Below are 11117 nucleotides of genomic sequence, written 5' to 3'. Positions count from 1 at the left end.
ATTTCCGATCACAAATTTGTTACGCCTGCAACGGCATCTGCCCGAATGCCGCACCAGTAAAGGGAGAGGAGAAGCGGACCTCGCTGAATCGCCAATCCCTGATATCAGAAGTGGCTGATATTAGACTTTTTTAAATCTGACTTCAGTGGCGCGTCGCAACAACGGAGTGCAACAGCCTGGCGACAGGCGTACCCGTTTCTGCGAAGGTCGGAACAGGGGTTCCGGTGGCTGGCCGGATGGAAAAAGTCCCCTCTGCCGCTTGCGGAAAAGGGGACCTTGCAGGGCCAGGCGGGCCTGCGGCGTCCGGATTACTCGGGCTGGATGTTGGCCGCCTTGATGATGCGGCCCCACTTGTCCGATTCCTGGGTCTGGAACTTGGCCAGTTCGGCCGGCGTGCTGGTGAACACGTCCGTGCCGGTCGACTTGTAGAAGTTCGACGCCGTGTCGCTCTTCGCGGCCTTGACCAGCATCTGGTTCAGCTTGGTCACCACGGCCGGCGGCGTGCCTGCCGGCGCGTAGGCAGCAAACCAGTAGCTCATCTCGTAGCCCTTCACGCCGGCCTCGTCGATGGTCGGCACATCCGGCGCCAGCGGCGAGCGCGCCTTGCCCGACACGCCCAGCGCGCGCAGCTTGCCCGTCTTCACCTGCGGCAGGCCGGTCGCGGTGTCGGTAATCATCATCTGGATCTGGTTGCCCAGCAGGTCGGTAATGGCGAGCGGATTGCTCTTGTACGGCACGTGCAGCAGTTGCACATGCGCCATCTGCTGGAACAGCTCGCCGGCGATGCGCGACGACGAGCTGCCGCTGCCGAAGCTGAGCTTGCCTGGTTCCTTCTTCGCCAGTGCAATGAACTCGCCGACGGTCTTGGCCGGCACCTGGGGGTTGACCACCATGATCTGGCCGCCGCGGCCCAGCGCCGACAGCGGCGCGTAGTCCTTCACCGGGTCATAGGGCAGCTTCTTGAACAGATGCTCGTTGGCGGCGTGGGTGGTGTTGGTGGTGATCAGCACCGTGTAGCCGTCCGGTGTGGCCTTGGCAACGTCGGTGGCGGCGATAAAGCCGTTGGCGCCCGGCTTGTTGTCCACCACCACGGTGGCCTTGCTGTCCACCGTCATGGCCTGTCCGATAGCCCGCGCAAGCTGGTCCGTGGCGCTGCCGGCCGCGAACGGCACGACAAAGCGGATCGGCTTGTCCGGGAACTCCGCCCATGCGCTGCCCGCGGGCAAGGCCAGGCACGCGAACGTGGCAATAGCGGCGGCAACGGCCAGCGGCCTGCGAATTCCGTACATCTGTGTCTCCTCGAATCGTTTTGACATATGGGACGGCTCGGCAATCATGCGGCGCCGCCGGCGAGCCGCGGCGGCAAGGGGATCGGCAAACCCAGCAGCAGGAACGCCAGCGCCTTGCCGTGGGTATCGAGATTCAATGCATCGTTGACGCCGCCATCGAGCACGCCGTCGATCACGAAGTTCATGGCCTGGATCGACGGCACGACATAGCGCTTCACGGCCCGGGGCTGGCGCGCGGCAAACAGCGCGCGCACGGCGTCTTCGGTGACGTGCGCGACCAGGTGATCGAAATCGCGTGCGTCGTAGGCAATCACACTGATGTTGGAGCGGTCGCCCTTGTCGCCGGTGCGGCCGTGGGCAAACTGGTAGAGCGGCGCTTGCTGTGTTGCGGTCATGGCGGGCTCCGGTCAGGCGGTGACAAACGAATGGGACGCGGCCACCGCCTGGCGCGGCACCAGGCACGACGTGGCGTTCAGGCGCGTACGCAGCGCGGTGCGGACGCCGCCACCGCCGGCCGGCCCGCAGGTATAGAGCGCGTTCACCTCGCGCAACAGCGCCTGTGCCACGGCCTTGTCCTCGTGCGCCAGCGCGGCCCGCATGCGCACGTCGCGGGCTTCGGCCTCACCGGGCTGCGGCGCGGCCAGCATGGTGCCGGCGTCGTCGCCAAACACGCTCAGCACGCCGATCAGGTCGAAGCGGATCGGTACATCGAACCCCAGCCCCTGCATGCGCTTGCGCACGATGTCTGCGGCCAGGCGCGCCCGGGCGGCGGCATTTGGGCCGGCGTAGGAAATCTCGCCCTCGGCAAACCAGCCGCCCAGGTGAAACAGGTTGGCCTTGAGTTCCGCCGGCCGTGCATGGCCGCGGATATTGCGCACGGCCACGCGGTCGGGGCCGATCTGCTCTACCGTGACCTGGCCGATATCGGCCACCACGTCGGGCGTCAGGTAGGCGCACGGATCGTGCACCTCGTACAGCAGTTGTTCCTTTACCGTTCGCAGGTCCACGCAGCCGCCTGTGTTGGCGGCCTTGAAGACCTCGATGCCACCGTCGGCGTCAAGCCGGGCGATGGGGAAGCCCACGTCGTGTACGTCAGGCACGTCCTTCATGCCGGGATCGGCGAAGTAGCCACCGCTGACCTGCGCGCCGCACTCCAGCAGGTGGCCGGCCATCGTGGCCGCTGCCAGGCGGGTCCAGTCGTCCCAGGCCCAGCCAAAATGCGCCATCGCCGGGCCCACGGCCAGCGCGGGGTCGGCCACGCGGCCGCATACCACCACCTGGGCGCCGTCGCGCAGCGCATCGGCAATGCCCTGGGCGCCGATATAGGCGTTGGCGCAGACAAAGCGCGCCTCGGGAAATGCGTCGCCAACGATGCCGCGCAGTACCGCGCGACCGGCGTCATGCGACAGGTCGTCGCCCTCAACCACCGCCACGCGCGGCGCGGGCAGGCCAAGCTCGGCCGCCAGCGCCAGGATGCGGCGCGCGGCGGCACGCGGATTGGCGGCGCCAAAATTGCCGATGATCGGGATGCGGTTCGCCAGGCAAAGACCCAGCACAGGGGTCAGCAAGTGGTCCAACAGCGGTTCGTACCCGTGCTCGGGGTTGTCGCGGCGCGCCAGCTGGGCCAGTGCCAGCGTGCGCTCGGCCAGCGTTTCGAATATCAGCGCAGCCGGGCCGCCGGCGGCGATCAGCGTGCGCACCACCGGCAGGGCGGCGTCGGTGCGGTCGCCGGAGAATCCGGCCCCGGACCCGATCAGCAGGGGAGCAGTCATGGGCGTTGGCAACGTCTGGAGTAAGCAGCGATCTCATTCTAGGGCCGGCTTCTGCCACGCGAAAACGGATTATTTGGATTAATCTATCGACTTCCTGGATGAATCTGCCGCACTATCCCGCCATGCTGTCGAATCTCTCGGTAAAGCACCTGCGCGCCTTCGTGGCGCTGGCCACGCACCGCAATTTCACGCGGGCGGCACAGGCCTGCCATCTGTCGCAATCGGCGTTCAGCACGCTGATCCAGACCCTGGAAGACCAGGCCGGCAGCCGCCTGTTCGAGCGCACCACGCGCCACGTGGACCTGAGTGCCGATGGCAAGCGCTTCGAAGAGGTGGCGCGCCGCCTGCTGGCCGATTTCGAGAGCGCATTCGAAGACCTGCGCGACCATGCCGAACGCCGCAAGGGGCGCGTAGCCATTGCCGCCCTGCCGTCGCTGGCGGGCGGCGACCTGCCGCCGCTGCTGGCTGACTTTCATCGGCGCTATCCGGGTATCTCGCTGGAACTGTACGACCAGCTTGCCGATGGCTGCATCGACATGGTGCGGCGCGGCCAGGCCGATTTTGCGCTGGCGCCGGCGCCGGCGCAGGACGCCGACCTGCGCGTGGAATCGCTGGTCCACGACACGTTCCACCTGGTGTGTCCCGCCGATCATCCGCTGGCCGCCAAACGGCGTATCGCCCCGCAGGCGCTGGCCGGGCTGCCGTTTATCCAGTTGTCGCGGACCAGCAGCGTGCGCCAGCACCTGGACGCCGCGATGCATCCGCTGAAGCTGCATGGGGTAATGGAAGTGGAGCACCTTGCCACGGTGGCCGCGCTGGTGGAAGCCGGCCTGGGCGTATCGGTGGTGCCGGCACTGGCGCTGTTCCAGTTCCGGCGCGAGGGGCTGGCCATACGGCCGATGCAGATGCCCGCGCTGGTGCGCGAGATCTGCCTGGTGCGGCTCAGGGAGCGGAGCGATTCGGCCGCCTCGGCAGCCATGATTGACTGCCTGCGCGCGCACTATGGCGCCGGCAAGCGGCTGTGAACCAGCTGGCGGGATTGGCAGGTTGCCGAAGTCAGGTCAGAAGTGCCCGAGGTAGCCGCCGTCGACGGCCAGCACCTGGCCCGTGACGTAGGACGCCGCAGGCGAAGCCAGGAAAACCACGGCGCCAGCCACCTCGGCAGGCTGGCCCCAGCGGCCCAGCGACGTGCGATTGCGCAGCCATTCGGACACGGTTTCATCGGCCACCATGGCCTGGTTCGGCTCGGTGGCGAAATAGCCCGGCGCCACGGCATTGACGGTGATACCGTGCCGGCCCAGGTCTGCCGACATGGCGCGCGTCAGCGCGTCGAGGCCGCCCTTGGTGGCGGGATACAGCACGTCGTTGGCTCGCGCCACCTGCCCTGCAATCGACGTCACGTTGACGATGCGGCCGTACTGGCCCTGCTCCATCAGCCGCGCGGCGTGACGGCACAGCGCGTACGGCGCCACGAGGTTGGTGTCGAGCATCGCCCGCAGGTCATGGGCATCCAGATGCGCCATGCTGTTGCGATTGCGCGTGCCGGCATTGTTGACAAGGATGTCGAGCCGGCCAAGCCGTGCCGCGATGTCTTCGAACGCCTGCGCAACCGCCGCATCGTCGGTGATGTCCAGCACCAGCGCTTCGGCCGTGGCGCCCTGCGCCTGCAGTTGCGACACGGCATCGGCCACGCGCTGCGCGTTGCGCGCGCACACCAGCACGTGCGCGCCGGCATCGGCCAGTGCGCTCGCCATCGCCAGGCCAAGGCCCTGCGCGCCGCCCGTGACCAGGGCCACGCGTCCGGCCAGCGAGAAAGGATGAGCTGCGGTAGAAGTCGCCATGGCGGCAACTATACCGCAGCCGCCGGGCCGCGATTGGCGGCCGGGATGGCGGCCGCCGCTCAGGGCATCGCTTCAGCGAATCAGCTTGCCCGTCGACGAGACGATGGACATCTCGACAAACGACGAACCCGTGTGACGCGCGGGGCTGTAGCTGATCAGGATGCCGCCCAGGTCGTAGTCGCGCAGGCCTTCCAGCGCGGCAATGAGCTTCTCGCGCGTGGGCTCGGGGCCGGCGCGGCGCAGGCCTTCCACCAGCACCTTGGCCGACATGAAGCCCTCCATGCCCGCGTTGCTGGGCTCCTGCTTCTGTGCCTTCGCCAGGCCGCGGTATTCGCTGGCAATGCTCATCTGGCTCGAATTCATGCCCGGCACCACCTGGGTGATGATCAGGCCCTTGCCATCGTCGCCAAGCTCCTTGATGAACGAGTCGGCCGCGTTGTTGGACAGCGTGACAAACTGCGCCTGGCTGCCGGCCTTCTTCATCTCGCGGATGATCTTTGCCGCCTCTGAGCCCGAGCCGATCACCATCACGGCCTGCGGATTGGCCTTGTTGACGCTGGCTACGCCCTGGCTGATATCGCCCATCGGCCGGTTGAACGATGCCGCGCCCGAAGGCTGCACGCCACGCGCCTGCAGCGCCGTATTGAAGCCTTCGAACACGTCCTGCCCGAAGCCGTCGTTGGCGTAGAAGATGGCGATGCGGCTCATGCCGGACGTTGCCAGGTGGTTGATGGCGCGGGCCACTTCGTCCTGGTATTTGGCGCGGACGTTGAACACGTAGCGGTTCACCGGGCGGTGCAGCGTAATGGCACCGGTCAGCGGCGCGATCAGCGGCACCTTCTCGGCCCCGATGATCGGCAGGATGCTTTCGTTCTGGGGCGTGCCGCGCACCATGAACAGCGCAAACACCTTGTCTTCGCCGATCAGCTTGCGCACGTTGTCGGGCGTGCGCTTTGCGTCGAATCCATCGTCGTAGGTCAGCAGTTCGATGCGCCGGCCCGCCACGCCGCCATTGGCGTTGACGTGGTTCAGGTACACCTGGGCACCTGCGATCTGTTCCTTGACCGACCCGGCCACGGGTCCGCTGACACCGGCCGACTGGCCGATACGGATGGCTGACTTGGTGATGCCGGGTTCCGCGTGCGCCGCCATGGGCGTGACAAACCCGAGCGTGGCGGCAAGCATGCCGCACGCGAAGTATCGTGCGTTCCTCATTGTTGACCCCTCCTGAAGCGCTGGCTTGAATAGTTTTTTGCCGCTGCCCGCCGCGCGGCAGTACGCATCGTCACGATGCGCCACACGGCGGCATTGCGCAAAGTACCTCATCAGAGGTAATTGTTCAAACGCTGGAACAATCCGGGGAAGGGAACTGTTGCTGCGGCATCACACCAGGGCCTGTTTGGTCCGGTGGCGGTCCGGTGTGGCCGCAGCGTGGCGCATGGGGGAACATGCGCCGGAGCGCGCCATGTGCGGCGCGCGAAAGCAGAGGCGTTCTGGCAGTCCCCGGACGCGCTCCGGAGGCTGCGCCGTACAGTTTCAGGGGAAGGCCGGCACTGCGGGATCGAGCCCCGCGAAACGGGCCTCCGGATGGGCCTTCTGCAGCAGGGTCTCGACTTCTTCCACGCGGCCGCGCGGCACGTCCACCATCAGCAGCAGCTTGCCGGCCTCGATCTCCTTCTCGAAACCACGCAGCCTGCTGTTGGGGGCCGAACTGCCGATCATGCTGGCGGCCCAGGCACCGAACACCGCGCCCAGCACGGCCAGCACGCCGACCAGGCCCCACTGCGGTGTATCGCTGACGATCGGGAACATCGCTACCACCACTCCGGCCACGATGCCGACGCCACCGCCCACCATCAGACCCATTTCCGCCGCGTGCACGATGTCCGAAGTCTGGAACAGGTTCGCTTCGTGCAGGCCGGTCATGTCCGCGCCATCGCGTCCGACGAAGTGAATGTGACTGTTCTCGATACGGGCCAGCAGCAGGTCGTCCATGGTACGGCGGGCGCTTGCCAGGTCGGGCAACAACCAGAAGATCCGTTTGCGCATGACTTGCCTCCTCTGTCAGGCCGCCCCGGTATTCGGGTCCTCCGTCTGGGACGGTTTTGTTCGTTCTACTCTCTCCGCATGGACTGCGCAAGGTACCGAACGGCTGACTTCCGGACGAGGTGCGCCGGAAGAATTCCGGGCATCACCTCGCACTGCATCATGCGGTCAGAATGTGATCGGCAGGCGCACCGTCACAGTGAGATCGGGGGTGTCGCGCGTAAGGCCGGCGCCCACCGAAAGGTTCAGCGTGTAGCGGTTGTTGAAGCGGTACGAGTAGCCCACCAGCAGCGTGCCCTGCGTAATGCGCACCGATCCCGGAACGGTCTGTCCGTTCTGCTTGGTCGGCCAGATGATGCTCTGGTCGTAACCGATCGAGAACGATGCGTGCTCGTTCAGCGACAGGCCCATGCCGAAGTTGAACTGGAAGATGTCCCCCGGCGCGATCTTGCCGAGGCTCTCGGTCTGGCCATTGAGCACCGTGCGGCTGACATTGTCGCGCGCAAAGTTGTGCAGGTAGCTGAAGGTGCCGAAGAACACCGCGGGGTCGGTCGGCAGCAGCCAGGTCACGCCCGGCTGGAGCGCCTGGAAGCCCGTGCCGGTTGGCATGCCCAGCGGCAGCCCGGTGCCCGTGGTATTGCTCACGCATCGGGTCACGCAGTCGGTCACCACCTCGAACGGATCGCGGCCAGTGTTCGACTTGTAGCGCAGCCAGCCGATGAAGAACGGCATCTTCTCGTTGCCGTAGTTGAGCTGGTAGCGCAGCGTCGCTTCCACGTCGCCGAGCCCGCTGCCGCTGGAATTGAACACGTTGTCCACGGCGGTGCCGGTGAACACCTCGCGGCTGACGGTGTCGCTGCTCGAATGCACGTACGGAATCTTCGCTTCGATTTCCAGCCGCTTGGTAATGCCGTAGCGGAAGGCCAGCGCGCCGATGTAGGTGGTCGTCTTGACCTGCCGCACATCGATCAGGCCGATCAGGACGGCGGGGATCACGGTATAGCCGACCAGCGCCACGCGGTCGCTGGACGAATAGCCATACTGGAAGCTGGGTTCGACGATGATCTTGCCGGCCGGTGTCAGCACGCCAGGCTGGTCGAAGATCGGCGCGATCTCCGGCGGACGCGTATCGCGCTCGGGCGGCTTGCCCACCGGTTCCTCGACCCCGGCCGCCGATTCGCCGGGCTGCGCGGCCTGGCCCTGCGGTGGCGCGTCGGGCGGCGCGGCTTCCGGGGCCTGCTGTGCCTGCACGCCCTGCTGGGCGGTGTTGTTGATCTGCGTGGCGCTGGCGCCCGCACCTGCGGCGGCGGCGTTGGTCGCCATGTTGCCGCCTGTCACGCCGGCAGCCTGCCCGCCGCGCTTGCGCGACAGCGCCTCGCTATCGACGGTGCTGCGCAGTTCGCGGATCGTGGCCTGCTGCTCGGCCAGCGCCCGCTTCATTTCCTCCAGCTGCCTGGCCTGGTCGGCCAGTTCCTTTTGCAGCGACTCGAGCCTGCTGGCGGCCGGCGGCCCCGCATCAGGCGGTGTCTGGGCCTGGGCCATGCCGCCCAGCAGCAGCATGGAGCAACCGGCATAGCCGATGCCCTGCAGTGAACGCTTCTTCATGACGTCTTCCTCCCCCGGGGACGGCGGGCATACTGCAGGGCCCGCGCCTGTTCGTTCATGACTACACGCTTGTTACCTCATTGCGGCTGACCTTTGGAGAACGCTGTTCAACGCGGTGTTGGCCATTTGTTCGCGGAATGCGGCCAGGGTATTCACGCTCGCGTTGAGCGTCATCAGGCTCTGGATATTCTGGTTGTTGAGATTATTCTGGATCACAGTACCGGGCATGTTCGATACCGCACCGAGGTTGGCCGAGTTGCCGGCGCCGTTCTGGATCACCGTCAGCAGACCGTTGGTGACGACCGTGCCTGTTGCGTTGGCCACGGCCTGCTGCGCCACGCCTGCCGCGCCCGTCGCCATGCCCGATGCACCGGCGGCCGCTGCGCTGGCCGTGCTGCTGGCCGCGCCCGCCGCGCCCTGGGCATTGGCGGCCGCCCCCTGGGCTGCCGCGACGGCAGGTTGTCCGGCTTGCGCCGCGGCGGCAGCGGCTGCCTGGGCGGCTGCCACTGCGGCGCTGGCCGCACTGTTGGCCGCCGTTACGGCCACGGTGACCGGCCCCAGCGCCTGCGCCAGCAGGTTGGCCTGCGCGGCGGTGATGCTGCTGACATTGGGAATGGTGATGCTGGTGGACACCGCCAGGGCACCATTGACGAACACGGCACGATCGATGCCGAAGCCCACCTGCAGGCCCCCAGCGTCGAACCCGCCGCGCGACTCTTCAAGCCGCGCCTGCGCGACCGGCTTCCACTTGGCCATTTGCTTGCGCGCATCGGCCACCGGCGCACCGGGATCCCGCGCAGCCAGTGTCATGGCCACCGCCAGCGGGTCCTCAGGGGGGTGATGCCGGGCCACGCTGGCCTTGTCCACCGGAACCACTCGCGCAGGCGCTTCGGCGACGGCTGCGACCACAACGGGTTCGGAAACGGATACTGCCTTGGCGGCGATGTCTTTCTGGTCAGTCGCTTCGCCTGGTAATTCGGGCACAACGGACGGCGGATCGGCCACGCGTTCCACAAGTGCCGCCAGTTCGGTGGCTGCCGGAAGCGCGGTCATGTCGATCGCGGTCGGGATCGCCACGGCGGCGCTCCCGGCGGCTTCGGTGTTCTCCGTGGCCAGTGCTTCGGCGCCGGCGTGCGCATTGCCAGCGCAGGCCAGGCCCGCGCCCAGCAGCACGGCAGCGGTGGCATGACCGGCCGCGCGTCTGGGCGCGTTGGAATTGTTTGTCTGGGCCATGATGTTCCTCAACTCAGAAATCAGAGGCGCCATGCTTGGGCATGACGGTGAAGAACAGACTGTCTCTTGGTACTCCCATCCAGTAAGGGCCGCTCGGCGCCACTCGCCAGTCAGCGGCCAGGTTGAATCGCGCTTGTTCTGTGCGGTTGTGGATCACGAACAGCAGGCTGCTGTCCCAGATCCGTTCGAAATGCTCGCGCTCGAGTGCGCGTGTGCCGCGTGCCGGGTCGCCAATCAGGACACGGTTGCCCTTGACGCCCTTCACGACGACGAAATGGTGATAGCCGTTCTCGACGATCAGCACGATCGCCGGGATCTGCGCTTCTTCCAGCTTTGACAGTGGCAGCTCATAGCCATCGGCCTGGAAGCCGCGCGACTCCAGGAACCGCTTCATGTCGAGCAGCGAAAAGCCCTCGGCACGAATCTTGGCCTGGTCGCCGTTGACGTACATGTTGGCAAAGACCGTCTGCTCCGACGTCGGCAAGTTGTACTGGAACGTCAGCAGCGTGGCCACCGCCGCCGACCCGCAGCTGAAGTCGTATTGCTGGCGAATGGTGGTCCGGAAGCGTGCCTCGCGCAGGCTGGTGACCGGTACGGTGTACGAATTGCCCTGGTCTCCGGGCACGCGGACCGTATCGGCGTGGGCGGCAGCAACGCCGCCCAGCACCGCGACCGCGCAAGCGGCCTTACACAGCAAGCTGCGCATGATCATTTGAACTGGACGTTGAGAATGGTCGCGTTCTGGATCAGTACGTTGTTGCCCGTGTTCTGGATCACGGTCGGCAAGCCCGCAGCGTTCGAGAACGATCCTTCCGACACGATGTTGCTGCCGGAGATGGTGTTGATGGCTGCGTTGTCGCCAACCGTGCCATGCAGCCGCATGTCGTTGACCACCACTTCGGCGCCACCGCGCACATCATCGAGTTTCTCGGTCGCCACGGCCGCCGCGGCCGTGCCGAATATGTTCAGTTTCGGACCGGCGCCGGGCGCTGCCGCCGACACGCTGGTCACCGCGCCGGCCACTACCGTGGCTGCGCCCGTGTCACTGCTTGCGACCGCTACGGCCGTGGCGGAAGCCTCGGCGCTGGGCGGCCCTGCATTGGCCTGCATGAACGGCCAGACCAGAAGGGCTGTCGCGAGTGTCACGACAGCTGGGCGATGCGATCGCATGGTGCGTCTCCCCTCGTGCTCCGAAACATGGTCCCCATCCGGGCCATGTTTTCAGACCTGCAGGCTTTCGACCTGGCAGCGCGGGCGGCATGACCGCGCCGCGCTACCCTGTCATTCAATCCTGGCGGTGCAGTGCCGCTCCGTGCGGAGCGGCACATACG

At 66.6% G+C, this 11117-nt stretch carries 11 protein-coding genes; 1 reads left to right on the top strand and 10 read right to left on the bottom strand.

Annotated features, from left to right (window positions below; genetic code table 11):
* Positions 1-308: 308 nt before the first annotated feature.
* The 3 genes from ACOABP_RS24155 to ACOABP_RS24145 are packed head-to-tail and all read right to left on the bottom strand — an operon-like array spanning position 309 to position 3061.
* Positions 309-1289 carry a Bug family tripartite tricarboxylate transporter substrate binding protein gene (locus ACOABP_RS24155; RefSeq protein WP_066737754.1) on the bottom strand — a complete coding sequence of 327 codons (981 nt, stop codon included), beginning with the start codon at positions 1287-1289 and terminating at the stop codon, positions 309-311.
* Between the two features lie 44 nt (positions 1290-1333).
* A complete protein-coding gene (locus ACOABP_RS24150) occupies positions 1334-1684 on the bottom strand; it encodes an AtuA-related protein (RefSeq protein ID WP_066737752.1) in 351 nt (116 codons plus the stop codon).
* Positions 1685-1696: 12 nt separating this feature from the next.
* Entirely contained in the window at positions 1697-3061 is a 1365-nt protein-coding gene (locus tag ACOABP_RS24145) for an acyclic terpene utilization AtuA family protein (protein WP_474228148.1), read from the bottom strand.
* Between the two features lie 122 nt (positions 3062-3183).
* Here ACOABP_RS24145 and ACOABP_RS24140 point away from each other — a divergent pair, with 122 nt between their 5' ends.
* The gene (locus ACOABP_RS24140) at positions 3184-4086 is read left to right on the top strand and encodes a LysR family transcriptional regulator (protein ID WP_066737761.1); all 903 of its coding nucleotides are present in this window, start codon (positions 3184-3186) and stop codon (positions 4084-4086) included.
* A gap of 36 nt (positions 4087-4122) precedes the next feature.
* Here ACOABP_RS24140 and ACOABP_RS24135 read toward each other — a convergent pair whose 3' ends face one another.
* The 7 genes from ACOABP_RS24135 to ACOABP_RS24105 all read right to left on the bottom strand — a co-directional run bounded on the left by ACOABP_RS24135 (position 4123) and on the right by ACOABP_RS24105 (position 10956).
* A complete protein-coding gene (locus ACOABP_RS24135) occupies positions 4123-4902 on the bottom strand; it encodes an SDR family oxidoreductase (RefSeq protein ID WP_474228147.1) in 780 nt (259 codons plus the stop codon).
* 72 nt (positions 4903-4974) lie between these two features.
* The gene (locus tag ACOABP_RS24130) at positions 4975-6117 is read right to left on the bottom strand and encodes an ABC transporter substrate-binding protein (protein WP_082926477.1); all 1143 of its coding nucleotides are present in this window, start codon (positions 6115-6117) and stop codon (positions 4975-4977) included.
* 321 nt (positions 6118-6438) lie between these two features.
* A complete protein-coding gene (locus ACOABP_RS24125) occupies positions 6439-6951 on the bottom strand; it encodes a DUF1269 domain-containing protein (RefSeq protein ID WP_066737745.1) in 513 nt (170 codons plus the stop codon).
* Between the two features lie 165 nt (positions 6952-7116).
* Complete coding sequence (locus tag ACOABP_RS24120; protein ID WP_474228146.1) at positions 7117-8553, bottom strand: acetate kinase; 1437 nt, start codon at positions 8551-8553, stop codon at positions 7117-7119.
* Between the two features lie 72 nt (positions 8554-8625).
* Entirely contained in the window at positions 8626-9786 is a 1161-nt protein-coding gene (locus tag ACOABP_RS24115; protein ID WP_474228145.1) for a hypothetical protein, read from the bottom strand.
* A gap of 13 nt (positions 9787-9799) precedes the next feature.
* A complete protein-coding gene (locus tag ACOABP_RS24110; protein WP_474228144.1) occupies positions 9800-10498 on the bottom strand; it encodes a C39 family peptidase in 699 nt (232 codons plus the stop codon).
* A complete protein-coding gene (locus tag ACOABP_RS24105) occupies positions 10495-10956 on the bottom strand; it encodes a hypothetical protein (protein WP_474228143.1) in 462 nt (153 codons plus the stop codon). Before ACOABP_RS24105 ends, ACOABP_RS24110 begins: the two co-directional genes overlap by 4 nt.
* Positions 10957-11117: the final 161 nt, after the last annotated feature.

The sequence above is a fragment of the Cupriavidus sp. HE11 genome (genome assembly GCF_056097175.1).
Note: the sequence above shows the minus strand (reverse complement) of the source record. Positions and strands in the feature narration are given on the sequence as shown.

Bases quoted from the DNA above. Each gene is read 5' to 3' on its own strand.
- ACOABP_RS24150 (WP_066737752.1), bottom strand. From the start codon at position 1,684: ATGACCGCAACACAGCAAGCGCCGCTCTACCAGTTTGCCCACGGCCGC.
- ACOABP_RS24135 (WP_474228147.1), bottom strand. From the start codon at position 4,902: ATGGCGACTTCTACCGCAGCTCATCCTTTCTCGCTGGCCGGACGCGTG.
- ACOABP_RS24130 (WP_082926477.1), bottom strand. From the start codon at position 6,117: ATGAGGAACGCACGATACTTCGCGTGCGGCATGCTTGCCGCCACGCTC.
- ACOABP_RS24105 (WP_474228143.1), bottom strand. From the start codon at position 10,956: ATGCGATCGCATCGCCCAGCTGTCGTGACACTCGCGACAGCCCTTCTG.
- ACOABP_RS24115 (WP_474228145.1), bottom strand. From the start codon at position 9,786: ATGGCCCAGACAAACAATTCCAACGCGCCCAGACGCGCGGCCGGTCAT.
- ACOABP_RS24125 (WP_066737745.1), bottom strand. From the start codon at position 6,951: ATGCGCAAACGGATCTTCTGGTTGTTGCCCGACCTGGCAAGCGCCCGC.
- ACOABP_RS24120 (WP_474228146.1), bottom strand. From the start codon at position 8,553: ATGAAGAAGCGTTCACTGCAGGGCATCGGCTATGCCGGTTGCTCCATG.
- ACOABP_RS24140 (WP_066737761.1), top strand. From the start codon at position 3,184: ATGCTGTCGAATCTCTCGGTAAAGCACCTGCGCGCCTTCGTGGCGCTG.
- ACOABP_RS24155 (WP_066737754.1), bottom strand. From the start codon at position 1,289: ATGTACGGAATTCGCAGGCCGCTGGCCGTTGCCGCCGCTATTGCCACG.
- ACOABP_RS24110 (WP_474228144.1), bottom strand. From the start codon at position 10,498: ATGATCATGCGCAGCTTGCTGTGTAAGGCCGCTTGCGCGGTCGCGGTG.
- ACOABP_RS24145 (WP_474228148.1), bottom strand. From the start codon at position 3,061: ATGACTGCTCCCCTGCTGATCGGGTCCGGGGCCGGATTCTCCGGCGAC.